The 24,235-nt window shown below is 70.6% G+C and carries 18 protein-coding genes, 3 tRNA genes and 1 pseudogene; 9 read left to right on the forward strand and 13 right to left on the reverse strand.

Annotated elements, in window-relative coordinates; translation table 11 throughout:
* Positions 1 to 19: 19 nt before the first annotated feature.
* From F9C12_RS36330 to F9C12_RS36355, 6 genes are all read right to left on the reverse strand, one after another.
* On the reverse strand, positions 20 to 1,405 hold the full coding sequence (locus F9C12_RS36330) for a selenium-binding protein SBP56-related protein (RefSeq protein WP_409463470.1): 1,386 nt from the start codon (positions 1,403 to 1,405) through the stop codon (positions 20 to 22).
* Between the two features lie 256 nt (positions 1,406 to 1,661).
* Positions 1,662 to 1,750, reverse strand: a tRNA-Val gene (locus tag F9C12_RS36335).
* 10 nt (positions 1,751 to 1,760) lie between these two features.
* Positions 1,761 to 3,197 carry an L-seryl-tRNA(Sec) selenium transferase gene (selA, locus tag F9C12_RS36340; RefSeq protein ID WP_409463471.1) on the reverse strand — a complete coding sequence of 479 codons (1,437 nt, stop codon included), beginning with the start codon at positions 3,195 to 3,197 and terminating at the stop codon, positions 1,761 to 1,763.
* Positions 3,194 to 4,114, reverse strand: a complete 921-nt coding sequence (locus F9C12_RS36345; RefSeq protein WP_409463472.1) for a phosphate/phosphite/phosphonate ABC transporter substrate-binding protein — start codon at positions 4,112 to 4,114, stop codon at positions 3,194 to 3,196. The genes selA and F9C12_RS36345 overlap by 4 nt, the downstream gene beginning before the upstream one ends.
* Positions 4,111 to 5,181, reverse strand: coding sequence for a selenide, water dikinase SelD (gene selD, locus F9C12_RS36350; RefSeq protein WP_409463473.1), 1,071 nt, complete (start codon positions 5,179 to 5,181; stop codon positions 4,111 to 4,113). Before selD ends, F9C12_RS36345 begins: the two co-directional genes overlap by 4 nt.
* An 81-nt stretch (positions 5,182 to 5,262) precedes the next feature.
* The gene (locus tag F9C12_RS36355; RefSeq protein ID WP_409463474.1) at positions 5,263 to 6,507 is read right to left on the reverse strand and encodes an MFS transporter; all 1,245 of its coding nucleotides are present in this window, start codon (positions 6,505 to 6,507) and stop codon (positions 5,263 to 5,265) included.
* 247 nt (positions 6,508 to 6,754) lie between these two features.
* Here F9C12_RS36355 and F9C12_RS36360 point away from each other — a divergent pair, with 247 nt between their 5' ends.
* From F9C12_RS36360 to F9C12_RS36380, 5 genes are all read left to right on the forward strand, one after another.
* A complete protein-coding gene (locus tag F9C12_RS36360; RefSeq protein WP_409463475.1) occupies positions 6,755 to 7,954 on the forward strand; it encodes a methyltransferase domain-containing protein in 1,200 nt (399 codons plus the stop codon).
* Entirely contained in the window at positions 7,951 to 8,715 is a 765-nt protein-coding gene (locus tag F9C12_RS36365; protein WP_409463476.1) for an alanyl-tRNA editing protein, read from the forward strand. Before F9C12_RS36360 ends, F9C12_RS36365 begins: the two co-directional genes overlap by 4 nt.
* Before the next feature lie 192 nt (positions 8,716 to 8,907).
* Positions 8,908 to 10,032 (forward strand): acyl-CoA dehydrogenase family protein, encoded by a 1,125-nt coding sequence (locus F9C12_RS36370; protein WP_409463477.1) that lies wholly within the window; start codon positions 8,908 to 8,910, stop codon positions 10,030 to 10,032.
* A 16-nt stretch (positions 10,033 to 10,048) separates the two neighbouring features.
* Positions 10,049 to 10,900, forward strand: a complete 852-nt coding sequence (locus tag F9C12_RS36375; RefSeq protein WP_409463478.1) for a phosphate/phosphite/phosphonate ABC transporter substrate-binding protein — start codon at positions 10,049 to 10,051, stop codon at positions 10,898 to 10,900.
* Complete coding sequence (locus F9C12_RS36380; protein ID WP_409463479.1) at positions 10,897 to 12,105, forward strand: ferritin-like domain-containing protein; 1,209 nt, start codon at positions 10,897 to 10,899, stop codon at positions 12,103 to 12,105. Before F9C12_RS36375 ends, F9C12_RS36380 begins: the two co-directional genes overlap by 4 nt.
* A gap of 38 nt (positions 12,106 to 12,143) precedes the next feature.
* On the opposite strand, the gene F9C12_RS36385 is transcribed toward F9C12_RS36380, so the two are convergent.
* Entirely contained in the window at positions 12,144 to 12,803 is a 660-nt protein-coding gene (locus F9C12_RS36385) for an ArsR/SmtB family transcription factor (protein ID WP_409463480.1), read from the reverse strand.
* A gap of 245 nt (positions 12,804 to 13,048) precedes the next feature.
* On the opposite strand from F9C12_RS36385, the gene F9C12_RS36390 reads away from it, so the two are divergent.
* Together F9C12_RS36390 and F9C12_RS36395 are read left to right on the forward strand one after the other, a co-directional pair.
* Complete coding sequence (locus F9C12_RS36390) at positions 13,049 to 13,483, forward strand: MarR family winged helix-turn-helix transcriptional regulator (protein ID WP_409186267.1); 435 nt, start codon at positions 13,049 to 13,051, stop codon at positions 13,481 to 13,483.
* Positions 13,480 to 14,553, forward strand: a complete 1,074-nt coding sequence (locus F9C12_RS36395; protein WP_409463481.1) for a flavin-containing monooxygenase — start codon at positions 13,480 to 13,482, stop codon at positions 14,551 to 14,553. The genes F9C12_RS36390 and F9C12_RS36395 overlap by 4 nt, the downstream gene beginning before the upstream one ends.
* A 312-nt stretch (positions 14,554 to 14,865) precedes the next feature.
* Here the strand turns inward: F9C12_RS36395 and F9C12_RS36400 are convergent.
* From F9C12_RS36400 to F9C12_RS36410, 3 genes and pseudogenes are all read right to left on the reverse strand, one after another.
* Positions 14,866 to 15,135 (reverse strand): annotated as a pseudogene (locus tag F9C12_RS36400) (integrase); the annotation flags it as partial.
* A 7-nt stretch (positions 15,136 to 15,142) separates the two neighbouring features.
* Entirely contained in the window at positions 15,143 to 15,646 is a 504-nt protein-coding gene (locus F9C12_RS36405) for a tyrosine-type recombinase/integrase (protein ID WP_409463482.1), read from the reverse strand.
* Positions 15,647 to 15,869: 223 nt separating this feature from the next.
* Positions 15,870 to 15,943 (reverse strand) — tRNA-Pro (locus F9C12_RS36410).
* Between the two features lie 114 nt (positions 15,944 to 16,057).
* Between F9C12_RS36410 and F9C12_RS36415 the strand changes: the two genes are divergently transcribed.
* Positions 16,058 to 16,131, forward strand: a tRNA-Gly gene (locus tag F9C12_RS36415).
* Here the strand turns inward: F9C12_RS36415 and F9C12_RS36420 are convergent.
* Entirely contained in the window at positions 16,100 to 20,824 is a 4,725-nt protein-coding gene (locus F9C12_RS36420) for a HAMP domain-containing protein (protein ID WP_409186270.1), read from the reverse strand. The genes F9C12_RS36415 and F9C12_RS36420 overlap by 32 nt on opposite strands.
* A 155-nt stretch (positions 20,825 to 20,979) precedes the next feature.
* Between F9C12_RS36420 and F9C12_RS36425 the strand changes: the two genes are divergently transcribed.
* Complete coding sequence (locus F9C12_RS36425; protein WP_409463483.1) at positions 20,980 to 22,491, forward strand: PP2C family protein-serine/threonine phosphatase; 1,512 nt, start codon at positions 20,980 to 20,982, stop codon at positions 22,489 to 22,491.
* Positions 22,492 to 22,521: 30 nt separating this feature from the next.
* Here the strand turns inward: F9C12_RS36425 and F9C12_RS36430 are convergent, their stop codons facing one another.
* Both F9C12_RS36430 and F9C12_RS36435 read right to left on the reverse strand, forming a co-directional pair.
* Entirely contained in the window at positions 22,522 to 22,677 is a 156-nt protein-coding gene (locus tag F9C12_RS36430) for a hypothetical protein (RefSeq protein ID WP_409186272.1), read from the reverse strand.
* Between the two features lie 107 nt (positions 22,678 to 22,784).
* Positions 22,785 to 24,092, reverse strand: a complete 1,308-nt coding sequence (locus F9C12_RS36435; protein WP_409463484.1) for a protein kinase domain-containing protein — start codon at positions 24,090 to 24,092, stop codon at positions 22,785 to 22,787.
* Between the last annotated feature and the right edge of the window lie 143 nt (positions 24,093 to 24,235).

Here is a 24,235-nt window from a genome sequence, read left to right on the forward strand (position 1 = left end):
GGACGAGCCGGGGCCGCGTTCACGAGTAGCAGTAGGAATCGGAGGACGAGTCGCCGCCCTCCAGCCGGATCTGGTGGGGGCGTTCTCCTTCGAAGGGAACGAAGAAGTTCTCGTCGAGGGTCATGCGGCCGTCCTCGGCGATGTCGGCCTTGGCGATCCATCCGCGCAAGCCGTCGGGATAGAACTGGTCGTCCCACGACGAGTACAGCGAATTGCTGAAGTACAGGCGGCGTCCGTCCCGGCTGAGTTCCACCATCTGCGGCGCGCCGTTGAGAGGGCCGCCGCCGCGGGGATGCGGGGCGCGCGAGACGATGCCGCCGAGTCTGATCGTGCCGGTCAGCTTCGGCGCGAAGGGATCGGCGACGTCGTACTGGCGCAGGTCTCCGGTGCCCCAGCAGGCGACGTAGAGATAGCGGTCGTCCAGGCTCAGCACCAGGTCCGTGACCAGAGGGGGGACCGCGCCGAACGGCTGCAGCGCCGGAGGCAGGCGGTCCGCGTCAGCCGGTTCGGCGGGGATCTCGATCACTTTGCGGATCGCCCAGTTCCCGTTGTCGCGGTGCCATGCCCAGACCGACGACGAAAGGTCCTTTGTGGACACGACAGCGTTGACGAATCCGTACGTCTTCGACGGATTGTGCGCCGGGCGCAGCTCCAGCACCATCTGGTGCTCGGCTCCGAGGTCGAGCTGCTGCAGGTGCCGTCCCGTCCGCAGGTCCCACAGATGGATGCGGTGGCCGTATTCGTGGGCGAGCAGCCGTTGTGGGTCAAGACCGTTCTCGACCATCTCCGGCGTGCCCCATTCGCTGCTGACCAGGACGTTGTGCCCGAGGTGCCACCAGAAGTCGTAAGCGAGGTACTGCGGGCCCCGGTCGGTCTCCCATTGCCCCTGGACGTCGAACGTCTCGTGGTCGAGCCGGAAGAGGCCGCCGGGGCCGGAGCCGTCGGGCGAACCCAGGGCGCTGACGTAGATTCCGTCGGGACCGCAGTGGAAGGTGTGCGGCCTGCTGTAGCCAGAGCCCGCTGCGACGGCGTCCGGTTCGATCACTTTCGCCAGGCGCGGCCGATGCGGGTCGGGCTTCGTGTCGACCACGTGGATCCGCGACGAGCGCAGGCCGGGCACGAGCAGGTATCGGCGCTCGACGTCATGGTGCGGCGAACCGGGGCACAGGTGCGCACTGCAGGCGTTCCACCCGAAGTGATGCAGTTCGTCCCCGACGTTCGGCATGTCGAGCCGTCCGGTGAGCTGCCCGTAGGTCGCCGACTCCGGGTCGAGGTCCAGCACGCTCAACGCGTCCGGCCGGTTTCCGCTGGGGTCGAGCGTGACCACGTAGCCATGCCGTTCAGGCGGGCCGGACATGGCGTGGCTCGCCGTGCGGTAGAACGTCGGGTCGGTCCGTGTGCTCATGGGACTTCTCCTCGCGACACCACGGTTCGCGCGACGGCCCCCGCCGCCTGCGATTTATCCATAAATAACTGGATTTCGGTAGTAGTGGACGTTAGCAGCGGTGGGCAGGCGCGAGAAGAGTGCCCGAACAGGGTTGCCCGCAAAGGAGTAGCGCACTGTGCGCGACTGCTGGAAAAGAATCTCCGCGTGGTGTTCTGAGGGGTTATTTCCGCAGCGCATGACTGAGAATTCTCCGGATTCGGCGCCATCGGGAGAGTGGCGGAGGTGGCCGGGAATCGAACCCGCCAGGCGCAGAGCGCCTTCCGCGGCGTGGCCGCGGAGAGTCCACCAGGACTCCTCACCTCCCTGTGCGATCTCACGAGGTCGCGTGCTGGGTTCGGTCCTCGCTTTCTGTCGATGCGGTGGTCGCCGGTCCGGAGCCGTTGCCGAGCGCGGGCGGAGTCTGCAGCGCGCGCAGCAGTGCGGCGGCGAGCGTGTCGTCGTCGTCTTCGTCGACGGTGCGCAGGTCGATGACGAGACGGCCTTTTTCGGTACGCGCGATAACCGGGGGATCACCGTGGCGCAGCCGGGCCATCGTCGCCGCTTCGCTGTCGCTTCGGGGAGTCAAATGCACGAGCGGGCTCCGGATCGTCTGGCCGGGGAGGCTGCCGCCGCCCGGGGTGCTGGCCCCCTCCCGAACCTCGGCGCCTGGTCCGAGGCGGGCGGCGAGTCGCTGCGCTCGCGGGTGGAGATCGTCCCAGCCCATGCGCAGCGAGCGCCAGACGGGAAGTTCCTGGTCCCGCCTGCCGGACAGGTGCGCAAGGAGGGTGGCTTCGAGCGCGGCGAGGGTGAGCTTGTCGATGCGGACGGCGCGGGCGATCGGATGGCGGGCGAGCCCGGCGACGAGGTCCTCGGCGCCGACGACCATGCCGGCCTGCGGGCCTCCGAAGAGCTTGTCGCCGGAGAAGACGACGAGATCCGCGCCGTCGCGGAGGCTGTCGTCGACGGTGGGTTCCTCGCCCAGCGTTCCGCGCAGCAGGCCGGAGCCGATGTCGTGCAGTAGCGGGATCCGGTGCTGGCGGGCGAGTGCCGCCAGTTCCGGCAGCGAAGGCGAGGCGGTGAATCCCTCGATGCGGTAATTGGACGGATGCACCAGCAGCAGCAGCGCGGTGCGATCGGTGATCGCCTCGGCGTAGTCGCGCAGATGAGTGCGGTTGGTGGTGCCGACTTCGACGAGGGTGACGCCGGCTGCCTCCATGATGGACGGTATCCGGAATTCCCCGCCGATCTCGATGAGTTCCCCGCGGGAGACGACGACTTCCTTCCCGCGGGCGAGTGCGCCGAGGCTCAGCAGCAGCGCCGCCGCGGCGTTGTTGACGATCAGCGCGCCGGGAGCGCCGGTCAGCGTGCGCAGCATCGCGTGGGCGGCTTGGCCGCGTTTGCCGCGCCCACCGGTCGCGAGATCGAATTCCACAGTGGAGTATCCGGAGGCGGCGAGCACGGCTTCGCGCGCCGCGGAGGAAAGCGGAGACCGGCCGAGGTTGGTGTGCAGCACCACGCCGGTGGCGTTGATGACGGCACGCACCCGGCGCGCGCCGGTGAGGTCGAGGTGCTCGACGACGCGCTGGGCCAGCAGATCGGCGTTGGGTGCCGGTTCCCCGCGGCCGATCGCGGTGCGGCAGGCGTCGAGCACGTGCCGCGCGGCGCCCGCGAGCGGTGCCCTGCCCCACTCGTCCCGATACGGGGCCAGCAGCGGATGAGTGAGCAGCGTGTCCACTTTGGGCAGTGCGCGGCGCGGGTCGGGTGCGGTCATGGCGTGGCCTCCCCGGTTCCGAGGCGCTCGGCGTCGGCGCGCAGCTCCCGGTAGTCCGCTGGGTGAGCCGGGACGTAGCCGTGCGCCTGCAGAAGGTTCAGCAGGCTGGGGGCCGAGATCGACTCGAACGCGGCGGCGATCGCGTTCTGAGCGGCGGCGCCGAGCCCGCGGCGAGCGACCCACGGACTGCCCGGCACGAGGTGGGTGCGGAGCACGTCGAATGCTCCGGCGGGGACGGCGCGGTCGCGTTCGAGCCGGTGCAGGGTCCGCAACGCCAGCCCGCCCGCGCCGGCCGTGCCGTCCAGCACAGCGCGCGCGGTGTTGTAGCCGGTGCCAGTCACGAGCGTTGCCGCCGCGGCGACGCACTGCTGTGGCGGCGGACCGGGGCACGCCGCGCCGGCGTCGCGGAGCATGGCGCGGGGGTACAGGTCGCCGGCCGCCGAGTGCGGGCCGCCCAGAGCGATCCGGGCTCCGGCGCGGACGACGTCGGCGACGCTGCGCACACCGCTGCCGTGCCGGACGACGAGCGCGGAGAGGTACCGCGGGTTTCCGGTCTCGGCGTCGACTTCGGTGACCAGCGGCGCTAGCGAATCCTGAGGATCGGTTCCGGCGTAGGTCAGCGCGTCGAGGCGGGCCACGTCGACCGCGTCGTCGCGCAGCGCCCGCAACGCCGCGGGTTCGTCGACGGGAGCGGAGAAGACCACCTCGACGCCGAGCCGCTGATGCAGATACTGGGCGAGCGGCTGGTAGGTCTCGCGCTGCAGCGCGGGCAGGATGCTGGGGCTCAGCCCGATCCGCAGCGGGTCGGGCACGCCTGCGGGACCCGGAGCGCGGGCGGTGCCGCACCCGGAGGACGTCAGCAAGGCCGCGGCCAGCAGCGCGGAACCGAGCAGTCGGGACGAACGGAGGCCGGTCATCGTGTCGCGGCACCGCCGCGGATGCGCACCCGGCCGGGCTGTCCCTCGACGACTTTGCCGATCACCGGAGCGTCGATCCCGCGCGCGGCTAGCGCCGCGATCAGCTTGGCCGGGTCGTCGGGGACGGCCAGCAGCAGGCCGCCGGAGGTCTGCGCGTCGTGCAGCAGCACCGCGAGGTCGTGGGGCACGTCGCTGTCGACGTCGACCGTCGGGGCGAGGTAGGCCATGTTCGCCCGGGTGCCGCCGGGAACGAACCGGGCGGCCAGTTCGAGCGCGCCCGGCAGCAGTGGCACGCTCGCTGCGTCGAGTTCGGCGGCGGCGCCGCTCGCGCGCAACATCCGGTGCAGGTGCCCGGCCAGTCCGAAGCCGGTGATGTCGGTGGCGGCGCGGACCCCGGCCGCGAGGGCGACGTCGCTGGCCGCGGCGTTGAGCGTGGTCATTGAGTCCACGGCCCCGCGCACGACCGCGTCGTCGGCTGCGGCGTTCTTCAACGCCGTGGTGATCACCCCGGTGCCGAGCGGCTTGGTCAGCACCAGATGGTCGCCGGGGCGCAGGCGGTCGATCGCCAGCAGCCGTTCGGGGTGGGCGATGCCCAGCACTGCCATGCCGTACTTGGGCACCGCGTCGTCGATGGTATGCCCGCCGACGACTTGGCATTGCGCGGTCGCGGCGAGATCGGCGCCGCCGCGGAGCACGTCGTTCAACAGCGTCATCGGGAGTACCTCGCCGGGCCACGCGGTGAGGTTGACCGCGATCAGCGGGCGCCCGCCCATGGCGTAGACGTCCGACAGCGCGTTGGCCGCCGCCACGCGGCCCCAGTCGTAGGGGTCGTCCACGATCGGCGTGAAGAAGTCGGTGGTCAGCACCAGCGCCCGCTCCGCGTCCAGCCGCAGGACCGCCGCGTCGTCGCCGTCGAGCGCCCCGACGAGCAGATCGTCCGATGCCGGTGCCAGGCCCTCGCGGAACGACGAGAACAGGTCGTCGAGCTTCTCCAGGGGCAGTTTGCACGCACACCCGGCCCCCGTGGACAGCTCGGTCAGTCTCACGCGTTCGGACGCAGCCACCATACTATTCTCCAAAGTTTTATGGAGGATTAGATATAGGGAACGTAGCAGGGGTTCGGGTCGAAGGGAAGACGACCGGCCGGGTCACGCGGTCCGGGCGGCGTGCCGCCCGGCGAGGAGGTGCCAGATCGCGACGAGGGCGACCGGGACGGCGGAGATGCGCGCCAGCCATGGATAGCCCCAGAATTCGACGACGCTGCCGGCGAGCAGGCCGCCGGCCGCCGCGGCCGCCTGCATGAGCAGGTCGGAAAAGCCCTGCGCCCGGGGGCGCAGTTCCTCTTCGACCGACGCGGTCAGCAGGCTCGAACCCGCGACGAAGCCCGCCGACCAGCCCAGGCCCAGCAGCAGCAGGCCGGCCATCACCAGGCCGGTGTCGTGCCCGCTCGTGCTCTGCAGCACCGCGGCGGAGGCGAGCAGGAGCAGCAGCCCGAGGGCGAGCACCCGGCGGCCGCCGAACCGGTCGGACAGCCAGCCGAACACCGGGGCCAGCAGGAACATCCCCGCCAGGTGGACGCTGATCGCGAACCCGACGACGCGCAGGGTGCTGCCGCCGTGGTGCAGATGCAGCGACGCCATGTTCATCACCGACACCATGACCGCGTGCACGACGGCGATCGCGACCAGGCTCCGCCGGGCGGCGGGGTTGCCCGCCAGTGCGCGAGCGGTCCGCAGGACGCCCTGCCCCCGGGGGCCGTGCGTTTCCCCGCGCAGGGAACGGGCCAGCAGCAGGGGATCGGGCCGCAGCCACACGAACGTCGCGGCCGCGGTCAGCACCAGTCCCGCCCCGATCACCAGGAACGGGCCGGTGAACTGCGGGAGGCCCAGCACCGCCGAAGCCGAGTCCGACGGCCCGGCCAGGGACGGGCCCGCCACGCCCCCGATCGTGGAGGCCCACACCACGGTCCCGATCGCCCGCCCGCGCCGTTCCGGCTCGACCAGGTCCGTCGCGGCGAACCTCGCCTGCAGCCCGGCCGCCACCGCGGTGCCCGTCAGCAGCGACCCGGCGAACAGGAGCGGATAGCTGGCGGCGACCCCGCCCAGCACCACGGCCGCGGCCCCGACGGCGCCGACGAGATACCCCGCGGCCACCCCGAGCCTCCGGCCCCTGCGGGCGGTGAACTCGGCGAGCGGGACCGAGGCCAGCATGCCTCCGGCGACGGTGGCCGCCTGGGCGAGCCCGGCCAGTCCGGCCGACCCGGTGATCTGCTGCGCGAGGAGCGCCGCGACTGGCGAGGCCATCGCCATCACGACGGCGAAGACCATCTGCGCCCCGATCAGGACCCGGATGGTCCGGCGCTGCACGGCACGGACATCGACCACTGTGACCACCACGGCTCCTCGAGGTTCGGCGGGTTCCGGCAGGAGCGGAAGCCCGCGACGGGTCCCGCACGAGATAAACCATAATTCCATGAATCATGGCAACAGCCTGGTGAACATCGCCCAGATCGAGCCCCGGAGGGCCCGGGCGGGCACGCACGCTGCTCCCTGCGGCCAGCCTTCGGCCCGTGCCCCCGATTCTCTCGCAATATTCCAGACATCTCTGGATTGTTGCGGGATTGTCGGTTTGACTGGACGGATGGATGATCGACCAGCTGCGGCCGCGGCGGCCCCGCACCGACTCGCGCGAGGACCGGCCGACCGGCTCGCGGACTACGCGCGGATGCTGCGCCGGGCCGGGGCGATCGGGGACGACGCAGTCGAGCGCGCGTTCGCAACCGTTCCCCGCCACCTCTTCCTGGCCCGGTTCCGGCACCAGCAGTGGCACGAGATGCCGTCCGAGGGCCCGGTTCCGGAGGAAATCCTCGACGTGGTCTACGGAGACAACCCGTTGGCGTTCAAGATCAACGAGGACAGCGGGCAGCTGGTCAGCGCGACCACGCGGCCGTCCCTGCTGGCGCGGATCCTCGGCGCGCTGGAGTTGTCGCCGGGAACGCGAGTGCTGGAGATCGGTGCCGGGATCGGCTACAACGCCGCCCTGATCCAGGCCGTCACCGGAGCCGAGGTGGTCTCGCTCGACGTGCAGCCGGACGTGATCGCCGATGCCGAGGAGGCGCTGCGGCGGTGCGGCGTCGACGGTGTCGTGACAGTAGTGGGCGACGGCTACGACGGGCATCCCGCGCGCGGCCCCTACGACCGCATCCTTGCCAGCTGCGGCATCCGCGGCGTTCCTCCGTCCTGGGGCGAGCAACTCGCCCCAGGCGGGTTCGTCCTGGCTCCTTTCGCGCACGGCGGCGCGCACCCGCTCGTGCGATTCCGTCGTGAACGCGGACGATTGCGCGCGACGGGCGTCGGGCCCTGGACCGACTTCATGCTCGCGGGCGGGGCGCTGTACCAGCCGTTCCCCGGAGCGCACCCGGCCCGCTTCGCCCAGGGCCCGTTCCCCGAGCCGATCGTGAGCAAGCAGGTCCTGCCGCGGATGACCGGTGACGACTACGGCGACTTGTGGTTCTTCCTCGCCTCGCGCAGCACCCGGATGACACAGGCACATTTCGCCGGGCTCGATCCCGCCGACGGAACGGCTGCGCTCTTGGCCGAGGACGCCGCCGGGGCGGCGGTCGTCCAACGCGGCGGCGCGGTGCACGCGACCGGCCCCAACGCCGCCGCGCTGGCCGACGACCTGGCGGATCTGTGCTCCGCCTGGTCTGCTTGCGGCCGTCCCGCTATCGGCGACTGGTCCGCGCCGATGGCCCGCCGTCCGCTCCCGGACGGTCCGCTGCTGGTGCCGGACGGCTGGTCGGTACCCGCGTCGCGCGCGGGACGGCGGGCCGCCTCGTGACGACGCTGCTGTACCAGACCGAGCCGTATCTGGCGGAGTTCACCGCCCGCGTGCTGGAGCGCACCGACGGCGGCGTCCGCCTCGACCGCATGGCCTTCTTCCCCGGCGCCGGGGGGCAGCCCGCCGACACCGGCGCGGTGACCGGACAGGCCGGAACCGCCGAGGTGACCGGCTTCCGGCGCGACGACGACGGGATAGCCGTCTTGCTCGACGGCCCGCAGCCCGGCGAGGGCGAACAGGTGCGCTGCGTTCTCGACTGGGACCGCCGCTACGCGCTGATGCGCACGCACACCAGCCTGCATCTGCTCGCGGGCGTGGTGGGACGCGACTACGGCGGCGTCATCCTCAGCCGCAGCATGCAGCCGCTGTGCGGACGAGTCGACTTCGAACTGGCCGCCGCCGACGAGACCGTCTCGGGCGAGTCCTTCGGCGACCGGCTCGAAGAGGCTCTGCGCCGCGAGATCGCCGCGGCCCGGCCGGTGAGCGTGTCCTTTCTGCCACCGGAGGAATTCCTCAGCCGACCCGACTTGATCCGCACGAAAACCAACCGTGTCCCCGCCGGACTCGACAGAATCCGTGTCGTGGAGATCGCTGGCCTGGACCGGCAAGCCGACGGCGGCACTCATGTCGCCAGCACTCGCGAGGTCGCCGCGCTGCGCGTCACCGCCAATCAGTCCCGCGGCACAGGCAAACGGCGACTGCGCATCGAACTCGACCGGGTCGCGCCGCCCCGCCCGCGTGCCGACGCGCTCGCCCCGTGACACTGCACGCAAAATCGATTACTTACCGTCCAACTGGCTCTGGACATGCTGGGTCGGAACTCGCTACCGTGGCCTTTGTCCAAATAACCATGGAGTATTGAAGCGTTGAGGGCTGGGGCGGGTCGGACGCTCTCCGGGGGGCGCCACGCGGCAGGCCGTTGCGGTCCGAGGGCGTGATGGGGAGGAAGCCTGATGTCTTTTGACCATGCGACCGCTGTTGCCTCCGTGGTCGAGCAAACCGTTGCCCCGCAAGCGGACCGGGTCGACCGGTCCGGCGAATTCCCCCGCGACGGCGTGAACGCCCTCGGGAAGGCCGGACTGCTCGGGCTGATCAGCGCGAGCGACGTCGGCGGAGCCGGAGGTTCCCTCGCGGACGCCGCGCACGTGATCGAGAAACTGGCGGGCGCGTGCGGGTCGACGGCGATGGTCACCTTGATGCACTACGCCGCCACCGCGCTGATCGAAGCCCACGGCGACCGCGACACCCGCCGGGCCATCGGCGAAGGACGCCACCTGAGCACTCTCGCGTTCTCCGAAACGGGTTCCCGCAGCCATTTCTGGGCCCCGCAAGGGTCGGCGACCGCGAACGACGGCGACCGGGTCGTTCTCGACGCGCAGAAAAGCTGGGTGACCGCGGCCGGGGAGGCGGACAGCTACGTGTGGTCGAGCCGCCCGGTGGCGGCCGAGGGACCGATGACGCTGTGGCTGGTCTCCAGCGACGCCAAGGGACTGACGGTGCGGGGGAAGTTCGACGGGCTGGGCTTGCGCGGCAACGCCTCCAACCCCGTCGCCGGCCAGGCGGTGGAGGTGCCTTCCTCGGCGATGCTCGGCAGCGACGGCGCGGGCCTGGACCTCGCGCTGCAGTCGGCTCTTCCGCATTTCCTGGTCTTGAACGCGGCCTTCTCCCTGGGCCTGATGCAGTCGCTGATCGCGAAGGCGTCGGCTCACCTGACCGGAACCCGCCTCGCCCACCTCGACCAGACGTTGGCCGAGCAGCCGCAGCACCGCGAACGGTTCGCGCGGTTGCTGACCCGGACCGACGAGGTCCGCGCCTTCCTGCGCGACACGCTCGCCGCGCTGGCCGAAGGACGCGACGACGCGACATTGCGGGTGCTGCAGGTGAAAGCCGTCGCCGCGGAGGGCGCCTCGGAGGTCGCCGACGGCGTGATGCGGCTGTGCGGCGGCTCCGCGTTCCGCAAGGAACTGGGCGTCGAACGGCACTTCCGCGACTCGCTGGCGGCCAGGGTGATGGCGCCGACCACGGAAGCACTGCGCGATTTCGTCGGCCGGGCCAGCCTCGGCCTGCCGCTGTTCTGACTACGGAGGGGATGTCATGACTCTGCTGATGGGCGCAGTCGCCTACGACCCGAAAGTCGTCACGATCTGGAACGGGTTCCGGTCCTGGTTGCAAAACCGCGGGCTCTCGTTCGATTTTGTGCTGTACTCCCATTACGAACGCCAGGTCGAGGACCTCGCGGCCGGGAAGATCCACGCCGCCTGGAACTCGCCGCTGGCCTGGCTGCGCGCGCAACGCCTGGCCAGCGCCAACGGAAGGCGGCTCACGCCGCTGGTCATGCGCGACACCGACCGGAACCTGACGTCGGTCATCATCGTCCGCGCCGATTCGCCCTACGAGAAGGTCGCCGACCTGGAAGGCGTCACTGTCGGGGTCGGTGCCGTCGACTCGCCGCAGGCCACGCTGATCCCGTGCTCGTTCCTGAGGGAGGCGGGCCTCGTCCCGGGCGAGAACCTCACGGTCCGCCGGTTCGACGTGGGCGTCGGCCTGCACGGCGACCACATCGGCGGCGAACGCGACGCCGCGCGAGCGCTGCTGGCCGGCGAGATCGAGGCGGCCGCGATCATCGACATGAACCACCTGCTTTTCGGCAAGGAAGGCACGCTCCCGGCCGGAAGCACCCGCGTGCTCGCCCAGACCCCCGCCTACGACCACTGCAACCTCAGCGTCGTCGACGACGCGCCCCAAGACGAGGTCCGCAAGCTCGGCCAGCTGCTGCTGTCGATGTCGTACACCGACCCCGAGGTCCGGCCCCTGTTCGATCTGGAGGGGCTCACCGCATGGCACGAAGGCCGCAGCAGCGGGTACGCCCTGCTCGACGCCGCCGTGGAGGAACAGGCCTTCTACGATGCCGAAGGCCGGGTCACCGCCCGGGAGTACCGGCCATGACGACCGCGCCGCCCGGCATTCTCGACCTGGAGACGCTCAGCTTCGAGCGGGGCGCCCACCTGCTCGTGCAGCAGGCGTTGCGCGGGCTGCGGCCCGGCGACGAACTGGGCGTCACCGGCGGCGACCCCGCGCTGGTCGTGCACCTGGAAACCTGGTGCCGCCAGAACGGGCACGGCGTCCGCCCGGCCCTCGACACCGACTTCGGCGTCCGAGCCTGGGTGATCCGGGGCCGCGCCGATCTCGACCGGTGGGCCGGCGCCCAGCGGGCCGGCGGGCCGCATCCCAGCGGGATCGTCAGCGACCCGGCTCCGGACTGGGGCCTGGCCGCGCGCGGCGCGCTGATCGAGCAAGGCGGCCCGACACCGCCGTTCGACATCACCCACCGCGACCTGGTGTGGGCCGAGATCGCGCCCTCGCTCTACGCGCACGCTGCCTCAGCCCAATGGAACCCCGACACCGAAGTGGACTGGAAAGCGGAATTCACGCTCGCGCCCGAGGTGGAACAAGCGGTCGTCCAGGTGATGACCTACCTCATCGAGAACGAGCAGGCAGCCTTGGTCATCCCCGCGCGGCTGCTGGGCCGGATCCACCCCCACTTCCGGGAAGTGCTCCAGCTGCTCGCCGTGCAAGCGGCCGACGAAGCCCGCCACATGGAAGTCTTCACCCGCCGCGCGCTCCTGCGCGGCGGCGAGATGGGCACGTCCTCGGCCAGCGGCCGGGAATCACTGGCCACGCTGCTGACCGAAGCCGAATTCTCCCTCGCCTCGTTCCTGCTGTCGGTCCTCGGCGAGGGCAGCTTCCTGAACCTGCTCGAGTTCCTGGACAAACACGCCCCGGACCCGGTGACCCGGCAGGTCACCCGCCTCGCCCGCCGCGACGAGGCCCGGCACGTCGCTTTCGGGGTTGCCCACCTGCAGCACCAGTCCCAGATCGACCCGGCCCTGCGGGGGCGGCTGCGGTCCGCGGTCGAACGCCGCTACGACGCACTGGTCGACACGTCCGGGCTCAACCAGGACGTTTTCGACTCGCTCGTCGTCATGGCCGCCGGGCAGTGGACGCCGGAGGCGATCGCCCGCGGCTACGACAAGGTCATGAAACTGCAGTCCGAAATGGACGACGGCCGGCAGCGGCGGCTGGTCCATCTCGGCTTCCCCGCCGACGAAGCCGCGGACCTGTCCTCTTTGCACACCCGCAACTTCATGTAATCGAAACCCTGCCCGTACAAGGCCCGCCGGCCCGGCGTCTACGCGGCGATCGCCCGCCCTTCCGAACGCCATTCGAGCATCCCGCCCGACATCCGGCGGGCCTTGCGCCCGCGCGCCCGCAACAACCGCACCGCCTTATAGGACAGCACGCAGAACTCGCCCCGGCAGTAGGCCACGACCTCCTGATCCGCGGGCAGCTCCGAGAGCCGGTCTTCCAGTTCGTCCAAGGGCACCGACACCGCACCGGCGATGTGCCCGGCCTCGAACTCGTTCTCCGGGCGCACGTCCAGCACGAGCGCGTCACCGGCTTCGATCCGGTCCATCAGGGCGTCGCGGCCGAGTTCCTCGACCTCATCTTCTCCCAGAAGCTCGTTGGCGGCCTGCCGGGTCTCGGCCAGGTGCGCCTTAGCGACTTCGTGCAGGCTCAGGCACAGCCGGGCGACCTCGTCCCCGGCGAGCCGGTAGAACACCCGGGTGCCGTCCTTGCGGGTCCGCACCAGCCCGCCCTGCCGGAGCGCCTGCAGATGCGCGGACGCGGTCGTCAGCTTCAGTCCGGTGCGTCGCGCCAGCACCTCCACGCTGCGTTCCCCCTGAGCCAGCACGTCCAGCAGCTCCAGCCGCTTCGGGCTGCCGAGCGCCTTGCCGACACGGGCGAACTGCTCGAACAACACCTCTTGCGGCCCAGGGTTCTCCGACATGGGGCACCGTCCCGTTCTGCTTCTCCAAAGCTTTCTGGATCTATGCCAATAGTGTCACACTTCCGGCCCGCAAGCGCGTCCGAACTTCCGTCGTGACACCCGCGCGTGTGGCCTGTGACCAGCGGCGACAGGCCGACTGTGACCGCTGCGACAGGAGTCGGGCCCAGCGCTGCCGACAGTCGGGCAGCACATTTACTGAACTCACGTCACTATGTACTTTGGACACTAAAAGGAGGAGGGGTGAGATGACCGGCAGTCCGGAGGAGGCGTTCGACAAGGCTTTCGAGCTGGCCGCCCGGCTGGCCGAGACGATGCAGGGGGCATTGGCTGAGCGAGGCCTCACCCCCAGCCGCGCGGAGGTGATCTACGTGCTGGCCCGCGACGGCGAGCTGATGCAGCGCGCGCTCGCCGATGCGTTGCGATGCACGCCTCGCCACGTCACCAGCCTCGTCGACCAGTTGCAGGACGCCGGCCTGGTGCGGCGGCTGCCCCATCCTCACGACCGACGCGCCGTCGCGGTTTCCTTGACCCCCAAAGGCTCCGCCACCGCACAGTGGATCAACGACAGCCGGCGTAGCGGTGCCCGGGCAGTCCTCTGCGACGTGCCGCCTGACGACATGGCCGCTTTCGTCCGCGTCGCCGACCTCATCCTGGGTGCCGTCGCCCCGTCGGCGACATGACCGGCTACGACGTCGCCATCGTGGGCGGCGGCCAGCCCGGATTGGCTCTGGGACACGAACTCGCCGACACAGGACTGAATTTCGTGGTCCTCGACGCGGGCCCGGACGTCGGCCACGTCTGGCGCAACCGCTGGACCTCCCTGCGCCTGTTCACACCGGCGCGATACGCCGCTCTGCCCGGCCTCACGTTCCCCGGCCCGCCTGATGCCTACCCCGGGAAAGACCAGGTCGCCGACTACCTCGCGACCTATGCCAGCACCTTCGACCTGCCTGTCAAGACGTCGACCGCCGTCACCGCACTCGAACGGCACGACGACGGCTACCACCTCACCACGAGCCGCGGACCGGTGTGGGCATGGCAGGTGGTCGTCGCGACCGGGCCGTTCCAGCAACCGGCCGTCCCGGCCTTCTCGGAAGCATTCGCACCCGAAATCCTGCAACAGCACAGCAGCGCTTACCGGGACCCGGACCCGTTCCGCGGCCGCCGGGTCCTGGTGGTCGGCGCGGGCAACTCCGGCGTGCAGATCGCCGCCGAACTCGCCGCCGACCCGGACGTCGCCGCGGTGACGCTCTCGACCGGAACCCGCAATGTCCATGTCCCGCAACGCATCCTGCGCCGTGACATCTTCTGGTGGCAGACCCGCGCCGGGCTGATCACCGCACCTGCGGACTCCCGGCGAGGTCGCTGGATGCGCCGCGGCGAAGGCACCGTGATCGGCCACTCGCTCCGCGACCTGCGCCGCCTCGGAATCAGCTTCGCACCCAGACTCACGAACGCCCTGGACAGCACTGCGGTGTTCGCCGACGAAACGCGCACCGACGTCGAAGCGGTCGTCTGGGCGACAGGATTCCGCCGGGACCACTCGTGGGTCGACATCCCCGGCGCGCTCGACGAATCAGTACTCCGCCACCGCGAAGGCATCACACCCACACCCGGCTTGTACGTCCTCGGGCAGCCCTGGCAACGAACCGCCGGCTCGGCGCTCATCGGCTACGTCGGCCACGACGCTGCCCACCTCGCCCCGCGGATCGTCGGCCACGCGTCGGCAAAGTCCGCATCGCCCTCGTAGCACGAGCCGGCAAATCTGCGCTGACAGACATCAAGGCAGGCAGCGAACATGGCTCGGCCGCCTGAGCACAAGCAGCGGCAGGACCAAGAGGTCGGCACTGCCCTCCCGAAGTTCTACAACACAGAACGAGTGATCGAGAAGAACGAGTCCGTCAACTCGTCGGGCAGGCCCGGCATCGCAAAGAGCGGCGCGATGTGCGCGGTCACAGCCACTGATTCACAGTGCATCTCCAACGCGAATTTTCCTGGCGGCCTCGTGGGCTCGTCCGGTGGCAGCGCTGGCCCCGTACTTCCGGGCCATCTGCGGGGTGGCTCAGCCGTTGAGGAGCATCAGGTCGCCTTCGCTGACGCCGGATTTGAGGAAGGTGTGCGACTGGAAGTGTCGGAGGGGGTGTGTGTGGAGATTGCGGCCGAGGACGCTGCGCGCATCGGCGTCGTTGCCGCGGCGGCGGAGCATGATCTTGATGCCGTTCGGCGAGAGGGGCGTGCTGCGGCGGTGGTCGCTGAGCCACAGTCTGGTGGTCGTGTCGGCGTAGGGGTGGCGAGCACGGACGCGGAGGTAACGGCCGAGGGATTTGCCAGTAGCGGCGCTAAAGGGGAGTGCGCGCCATTTCCCGCCTTTGCCGAGGACATTGACGACGCGACGGGGTCAGATCGAGGTCGCGTTCCATGTCGATGTTGGCGATTTCGGAGAGGCGGCCGCCGGTGTCCCAGATCAGTCGGATGATCGCTTCGTCCCTGCGGCTGTGGAAGTCGCGGCCTTGGCAGTTCCGGAGCACCTGCTTGATGAATTCCACCGGAGTGATGGGGATCGGCTGGTCCGGAATGTGCGGTGGTTTCATACGAGCCATCGGGTGGTGCTCGATCTCTTCCTCGGCCAGGAGCCAATTGAACCACGCACTCAGTGCCCGGTAATTGTTGTTCGCATTGCCCGGACTGGTCGTGGCGATGCGGTAGGCGATCCACCGTTTGACGTGGTTCGGTTCGCAGTCTGCGGGCTCGGCCGGTTCCGGCGGAACGGAGGCGAGCCACGCGTCGGGGTCATCAGCTTCCGGCGCGACCGGGTCCGCGAGCCAGATGTGGAAGAAGCGCACGGAGTCGCAGTAGCCCGGATCGTCCGGGCACTCTTGTTCTCTGCCTCGAGTGACATAGCCCACTCGTCGATCAGCGCCTGCCAGGCCGGCGGAGCGGGCTTCAGAGCTCGGGTGCGCATGTGAAAATCCTCGAATAGGAGTGTCACTGAGCGCTGTGCTAGCTCCCACCCCGCGCCCCACGGCACCAAAAAAGGGCTGAACCCGCAGGTCCAGCCCCTCAGAGTCGGGATGACAGGATTTGAACCTGCGACCCTCCGCTCCCAAAGCGGATGCGCTACCAAGCTGCGCCACATCCCGGCACCCCCGAAACCCCGAGGTCCGGAAGCCTGGAAGCCGGAGTACCCGGGGGGTGTGCGACCCACCCTAGCGGGCACGCTAAACTGGCTTCGCTCCCGGGTCACCGAGGGCACTGCGGGTGTAGCTCAATGGTAGAGCCCTAGTCTTCCAAACTAGCTACGCGGGTTCGATTCCCGTCACCCGCTCCAAGTTTTCCCTCTCCGAGGACGACGCCGCGTCCGCCTCCAGGCGGGCGGCGATCACGTCCAGCAGGAGATCCGTGTCGACCGGCTTCGTGATGTAGTCGTCCGCTCCCGACGCCAGGGTGCGTTCGCGGTCTTCCTCCGTCGCTTTCGCTGTGACGGCGATCACCGGCAGGTCCTCGTGGGCCGCTTCGGCTCGGATGGCTGCGATGGTCGCGTTGCCGTCCAGTTCGGGCATCATCACGTCCATCAGGACCAGCGCCGTGTCCTCGTGGCGTTCCAGGGCCCGGATTCCGGCCACGCCGGTGTCGGCGTAGATGACTTCCAGGCCTGCCTGCTCGAGGACCGCGGCGAGGGCGAAGACGTTGCGCAGGTCGTCGTCGACGATGAGGACCTTTTCGCCGTTGAAGCGTTTCGGGGCGCTGTTCGGCTCGGCCACGGTGATGGTGCTCGGCAGGACCGGCAGCTTCGGCGTGGGACGCACCGGGGTCGTCGGGGCGATCAGGTTCGCGGCGCCGACCGGCAGGTACAGCGTGAAGGTGCTGCCCTTGCCGGGGACGCTGCTGACCCGCAGTTCGCCGCCCAGCAGCTCCGTGAGCTGCTGGCTGATCGACAGGCCCAGGCCCGTTCCGCCGTACTTGCGGCTGGTCGTGCCGTCCGCCTGGCGGAAGGCGTCGAAGATGACCTCCAGCTTCTCCTCCGGAATGCCGATGCCGGTGTCCTCGACCGCGAACGCGATGATGCCGGCCGCCGAGCGCAGGGACTCCTGTTCGACCTCCTCCGGGTCGGCCATCCGGATGTGCAGGCGCACGCCGCCCTCGTCGGTGAACTTCGCGGCGTTCGACAGGAGGTTCCGCAGCACCTGCTGCAGGCGGTGCTCGTCGGTGTGCACGCTGCCCGGCACCGGCGGGTCGATCAGGACCGCGAACTCCAGGCCCTTGTCCGCGGTCAGCGGGCGGCACAGGGATTCGACGTAGTTGACCAGCTCCGGCAGCGTCACGTCCGACATCTGCAGGTCCAGCTTCCCGGCCTCGACCTTCGCCAGGTCGAGGATGTCGTTGATCAGCTGCTGCAGATCGCTGCCCGCCGCCCAGATCGTCTTCGCGAACTGGATCTGCTTCTCCGTGAGGTTGCCCTCCGGGTTCTCCGACAGCAGTTTCGCCAGGATCAGCGCGCTGTTGAGCGGCGTGCGCAGCTCGTGCGACATGTTCGCCATGAACTCGTTCTTGTACTGCGACGCGACCGTCAGCTGCCCGGCCCGTTCCTCCAGCTCCTGGCGGGCCTGCTCGATCTCGATGTTCTTGACCTCGATGTCGCGGTTCTGCTGGGCCAGCAACGCCGCCTTCTCGGCCAGCTCGGTGTTCGACCGGCGCAGTTCGCCCTGCTGGGCCTGCAGCTGCTCGGACCGCGCGCGCAGTTCCTGGGCCAGCCGCTGCGATTCGGTCAGCAGCGCCTCGGTGCGCGAGTTCGACAGGATCGTGTTGACGTTGACGCCGATCGTGTGCCGCAGCTGCTCCAGCAGGTCCAGGTGCACCGCGGAGAACTCGTTGACCGACGCCAGTTCCAGCACGCCGAGCACCTCGCCCTGGAACAGCACCGGCAGCACGATCACGTTCACCGGCGGGGCCGAGCCCAGCCCGGACGACACCAGCGCGTACTCCGGGGGCGCGCCGTTGACCAGTATCGTCCGCCGGTCCACCGCGGCCTGGCCGATCAGCGATTCGCCCAGCCGGAACCGCAGGCCGGTGCGGGCCTGGGCGAGGCCGTAGGCGGCGATGCAGTCGAGCAGCTTGTCCTGGCCGTCGCCGTCCTCGTCGTCGTGCGCGATGAAGAACGCGCCCTGCTGCGCGCTGACCAGCGGGGCCAGCTCGGACAGGATCAGCGTCGCCACCGACGCGAGGTCGCGGTGGCCCTGCATCCGCCCGGACAGCCGCGCCAGGTTCGTCTTCAGCCAGTCCTGTTCGCGGTTCGCGGAGGTGGTCTCCTTGAGGTTCGCGATCATCTGGTTGATGTTGTCCTTGAGGTCCGCCAGCTCGCCGGACGCGTCCACGGTGATGTGCCGGGTCAGATCGCCCGCGGTCACCGCCGTGGCGACCTGGCCGATCGCGCGGACCTGCGTGGTCAGGTTGCCCGCCAGCTGGTTCACGCTCTCGGTCAGCCGCTTCCAGGTGCCGGACACGCCCTCGACCTCGGCCTGGCCGCCCAGCTTGCCCTCGGTGCCGACCTCGCGGGCGACGCGGGTGACCTCCGCGGCGAACGCGGACAGCTGGTCGACCATCGTGTTCATCGTGGTCTTCAGCTCGAGGATCTCGCCCCGGGCGTCGACGTCGATCTTGCGGGACAGGTCGCCGCGCGCGACCGCCGTCGTGACCTGCGAGATGTTCCGCACCTGGCTGGTCAGGTTGTGCGCCATGAAGTTGACGTTCTCGGTCAGGTCCTTCCAGGTCCCGGCCACGCCCGGCACGCGCGCCTGACCGCCGAGGATGCCTTCCGTGCCCACTTCGCGGGCGACGCGGGTGACCTCGTCGGCGAACGCGCGCAGCGTCTCGACCATGTCGTTCAGCGTCCCGGCCAGCGCCGCGACCTCGCCCGCCGCGTCGATCGAGATCTTCTTCGACAGATCGCCGTTCGCCACCGCGCTCGCCATCGTGGCGATGCTCCGGACCTGCACGGTCAGGTTGTCCGCCATGACGTTCACGTTGTCGGTGAGGTCCTTCCAGATCCCCGCGACGCCGGGAACGCGCGCCTGACCGCCCAGTCGGCCTTCGGTGCCGACCTCGCGGGCGACGCGGGTGACCTCGTCCGCGAAGGCGGACAGCTGGTCGACCATCGTGTTGAGGATGTTCTTCAGCTCGAGGATTTCGCCGCGCGCGTCGACGGTGATCTTCTGCGTCAGATCGCCGCGCGCCACGGCCGAGGTGACCTGCGAGATGTTCCGCACCTGGTCGGTGAGGTTGTTGGCCATGAAGTTGACGTTGTCGGTGAGGTCCTTCCAGGTCCCCGCCACGCCCGGCACGGTCGCCTGACCGCCGAGTTTTCCTTCCGTGCCAACCTCTCGCGACACTCGGGTGACCTCGTCGGCGAAGGACGAGAGCTGGTCGACCATCGTGTTCAGCGTCGTCTTCAGCTCGAGGATTTCGCCGCGCGCGTCGACCGCGATCTTCTTCGTCAGGTCGCCGCGTGCCACCGCGGTCGCGACCTGTGCGATGTTGCGGACCTGCGCGGTGAGGTTGTTCGCCATGAAGTTCACCGAGCCGGTCAGGTCGCGCCAGATGCCGGCGACCCCGGGCACGGTGGCCTGTCCGCCCAGCTGCCCCTCGGTGCCGACTTCGCGGGCCACCCGGGTGACTTCGTCGGCGAAGGAGGAGAGCTGGTCGACCATCGTGTTCATCGTGGTCTTGAGCTCGAGGATCTCGCCGCGCGCGTCCACGGTGATCTTCTGCGTCAGGTCGCCCTTCGCGACCGCGGTGGTCACGTGCGAGATGTTGCGGACCTGGTCGGTCAGGTTGTCGGCCATCTGGTTCACCGAGTCGGTGAGGTTGCGCCAGGTGCCCGCCGCGCCGGGGACTTCCGCCTGCCCGCCGAGGCGGCCCTCGCTGCCGACCTCGCGGGCGACCCGGGTGACTTCGTCGGCGAACGACGAGAGCTGGTCGACCATCGTGTTCAGCGTCGTCTTCAGCTGCAGGATCTCGCCGCGCGCGTCGACGTCGATCTTCTTCGTCAGATCGCCCGCCGCGACCGCGGTGGCGACCTGCGAGATGTTGCGGACCTGGTCGGTCAGGTTGTCCGCCATCAGGTTCACCGAGTCGGTGAGGTCGCGCCAGGTGCCCGCGACGCCCGGCACGCGCGCCTGGCCGCCGAGCCGCCCTTCGGAACCGACCTCGCGCGACACCCGGGTGACCTCGTCGGCGAACGACGACAGCTGGTCGACCATCGTGTTGATGGTGTTCTTCAGCTCCAGGATCTCGCCGCGGGCGTCGACGTTGATCTTCTGCGTCAGGTCGCCGCGGGCCACCGCGGTGGTGACCGAGGCGATGTTGCGGACCTGCTCGGTGAGGTTGTCGGCGAGGAAGTTGACCGAGTCGGTGAGGTCGCGCCAGGTCCCGGCCACGCCGGGGACCTCGGCCTGCCCGCCGAGGCGGCCCTCGCCGGCGATCTCGCGGGAGAGCCGGATCACTTCGGCGGCGAACCGCGACAGCTGCGCGTTGAGCCCGTTCACGGTCTTCGCCAGCTCGGCGTACTGCCCGCGCAGCGGACGGCCGTCCAGCTGCAGCGCCATCGGCTGCGACAGGTCGCCCTCGGCGACCGCGCCCAGCACCCGGTCCAGCTCCACGACCGGACGGCTGACGTCCTCGATCAGCCCGTTGACCGTGTCGACCGCGGTGGCCCAGCCGCCGGGCCCGATCTCGGTGCGGACGCGCTCGTTGAGCTTGCCCTCCTGGCCGACCGCGCCGCGCACGCGCATGAGTTCCGTCACGAGCCGCTGGTTGCGTTCGGCGATGTCGTTGAACGCCGACGCGAGCCGGGCGGTGATCCCGTCGCCGTGCGCCACGAACCGCCGCCGGAAGTTGCCGTCCCCGAGGTCGTGGACCGCGGCGAGCAGCCGTTCCAGCGCCGCGGCCTCGTTCGCCGGGACGAACTCCGGGTCCTGGGCCCCGGAGTTCCGGGGGCTCCCGGAAGCCTGGGGAGTCTCTGTCATCTCTGCCGACCTTCCCACCACGCGTGTGCCAGCCATGGTCGTCGACCCAGCCTGCCACGGTTCGCCCTACACTTCGACCCAGTCCGCCCGCGCACACTGTGCCAACCTGGAAGGACCAGGACCGTCAGGTCGACCCGGAGGCAGGAGGTTCGTGCATGGTGTCACGGCCCGCTCCGGCGTCGGCCCTGCCACCCGGCGCCGAGCTGCCCGGCCACGCCGGGTTCTGGCGCCCGGTCCTCGACGACGTCCGGGAGCCGGTGTACCTCCAGGACCCGGAAGGCGCCCTGCGCTGGGCCAACGCGGCCGCGCAGCGGCTCGGCCCGGCCGAGCTCGTCAGCGTGACCGAGACCACCGGCAAGGTCGGCCACCGGCCGGCCAAGGTCCGCGCGCTGCCCGGCGGCTGGCGCGCCTGGACCGTGGTCGACGACGGCCGCCGCCGTCCCGAGGAGTTCCTCGCCGAGGCCGGTCCGAAACTGGCGCTCGCGCGCGGACGGCACGGCACCGCGCGGGTGATCGCCGAACTGGCCGCGTCCGCGTTGGCCGATTGCGCTTTCGTGCTGCTGCCGACCACCCGCGGCCGCTGGGAATGGTGGAGCTGCACCGAACACGGCGCCGCGGGCCACGGCCGCATCCGGCGGGTTCCGGCGCAGCTCGCGCCGGTGGTGTCCGACGCGGTGACCGACGTCGCCCGGCCAGAGGTCCGCTCGGTTCCCGCGGCGGAAGTGGCGGCGCTTCCGGCGGCGGTCGCCGAGCCGTTCGAGGGGCACCTCGAGGTTTCGGTGGTTTCGTTCGGCTCCGGCATGGCGGGCGCGGTGCTGCTCGGCCGGCGCGGCGAGCCCGCGTTCGGGCTTTCGCAAGGCGAGGCGGTCGAAGCGTTCGCGGACGCGGCCGGCACGGCGTTGGCGAACGCGCAGCGCTACGCGCGCCAGGAGGAAGCCACGCGCGGGCTGGAATCGACGTTGCTGCCGACGCCGCCCGCGCAGGTCGACGGCGCGAATTTCGAGCTGTGGTACGAACCGGCCGGCGGAGTGCTCGGGGTCGGCGGCGATTTCTACGACGTCCTCTCCCGCGAAGACGGCAGCGCGTTCGTGGTCGTCGGCGACATCTGCGGCAAGGGCGCCGAGGCCGCCGCGCTGACCGGCCGGGTGCGGCATTCGCTGGCCGCGCTGCATCTGGTCGAACGCGACGGCCGGACGATGCTGCGGCTGCTCAACGAACTCCTGATCTCCGGCGGCAGCAACCGGTTCGCGACGCTCGTGCTCGGTTCGGTCGCGGCCGCGGAGTCCGGCCTCGACGTCACCCTCGCCTCCGGCGGCCATCCCGCGCCGCTCGTGTTGCGGCGCGGGGGAGGGGTCGAGGAGATCAGCGTGCCCGGCACGCTCGTCGGCGTCTCGCCGCAGGCGCGCTTCGCCGAGGCGACGACGCACCTGGACGAGGGCGACGTCTGCCTCCTCTACACCGACGGCGTCACCGAAGCCCGCAACCGCACGGAATCCACCGAACTGTTCGGCGACGAACGGCTCTACACGGTGCTGGAGGACTGCGTCGGGCAGCCGGCGCGGGAAGTCGTGCGCCGGTTGCGCGAGGCCGTGCGGGAATGGCTCGGGAATTCCGGCCACGACGACATCGCGGTGCTGGCGATCGAGGCCGCGCCGCGCGCGGAGTAGCCCAGGATTTCCTTGCCGGGCAAGGGAAAACTACTTTCCCGGCTGGACTTCCGGCTCCGGTTCCGCGGCCGGTTCCGGCGCCGGTGCGGACGCGGCGTCCGGTTCCGGCTCGGACGCGCGGGCGGGTTCCGGGCGCTCGAAGTGTTCGCGGCACTGCCGTCCGAATCGACGCGCGTGTGCGGTCATCGCCATCACCTCCCCGGCTCGCCACCAGGATCGCGCGCCGGGACGGACTTCGCCACCGAATTGCCCGGCGTCAGCCGACCGGGTGGTCCGCGGCGGTCCGGGTCTGTCTAATGTGGAGTCTTGTCGCTCGGCGGGCCGGTCGCCGTGTTGCGGGGCGGTTTCGTCTGTCCCGGCGGGGTTTTCGGCGGGGTCCGGCCCGGCTGGCTCGCCGGGCTCGACTGGCTTTCCGGATTGTCCGGGGCCGACGCGGTCGGAGGCGTCGTGCCGGGCGGAACCGTCGTGGTCTGCGGGGGAGCGGCCGCGTTCGTCGAACGGACCGGCGGCGCGGACGGCGAAAGCCGGGGAGCCGGGTCCGGCGCATGGGACGCGGCGGAAGAAGACGGGGAAACCGGAGCCGGTCCGGGGCCGGGCGCGGAGCCGGTGTCCGGGTGGAGGGGCGCGGCGAGCAGCACGGCCCCCACCGCGACCAGCACCACCGGCAGGCCCGCCGCGAGCACCGCGCGCCGCCGAGACACCTCGTGGCGGCGGCAGAAGACCGCCAGCCGCGTCTTGATCGGAAGGCGCAACGATTCCGTGCCGCGCAACGCCCGCGCGACGGCCGTCGCGGAGGGTCTTTCTTCCGGATCGCGCAGCGTCATCGCGCGCAGCGTCCTCGCCAGCGGCTCCGGCGCGTCCGGCGGAATCCGCGGCGCCCGGTGCAGCCGCACGACCGCCGTTTCCGCCGCCGTGCCCGGGTACTCGCGGACGCCGGTGAGGCATTCCAGGAGGACCAGGCCCAGCGCGTAGACGTCCGAGGCCGGGCCCGGGTGCTCGCCGAGCACCTGCTCCGGCGAGAGGTAGGCCGCCGTCCCGACGACCGCGCCGGTGTCGGTCACGCGGGTCGCGTCCACGATGCGCGCGACGCCGAAGTCGGCGATCCGCGGGCCGTCGCCGGACATCAGGATGTTGGCGGGCTTGAGGTCGCGGTGGGTCACCTCGTGCGCGTGCACGTGGGCGAGCGCCTCGGCCAGCTGCGCGCCCAGTTCCACGACCCGGTCCGGCGGCAGCGGCCCGGAGCGCAGCCATTCGGACAGGTTGGGCCCGGGGACGAAGTCCATCACGAGGTACGCGTGCCCCTCGTCCACCCCGGCGTCGACGAACCCGACCAGCCCCGGATGCCGCACCGCGCGCAGCGCCGCGATCTCCTGGTCCCGGCGGCTGCGGCCCAGTTCGACCGCTCCGGCGTGGAACAGCTTCACCGCGACCTCGGCCCCGGTTTCGCGGTCCTCGGCGCGGTGCACGCTGGCGGTCGCGCCTTCGCCGATCCGTTCGACCAGCTCGTACCGGCCGGCCAGGACCAGCGGAGCGGGCCCGTACCGGCCCAGCGCGAACCGTCTCGCGGTCGTGGCCGCGTCCGAATCGCCAGAGTCGGTCATCGCCGGTTCACCTTCCGCCGGGGCAGCCCGGTCAATTTACCCGCCCCCGGGCGGCGGCAAACGCGGAGTCGGCCGCGGAAAACCCGCGGCACCGGCCCTCGCGGAGGTTCGCGGGTAGAGTGGCTTACGGGCACTACCGGCGC

Origin of the sequence: Amycolatopsis sp. GA6-003, assembly GCF_046267895.1 — a bacterium.
Taxonomy (GTDB): domain Bacteria; phylum Actinomycetota; class Actinomycetes; order Mycobacteriales; family Pseudonocardiaceae; genus Amycolatopsis.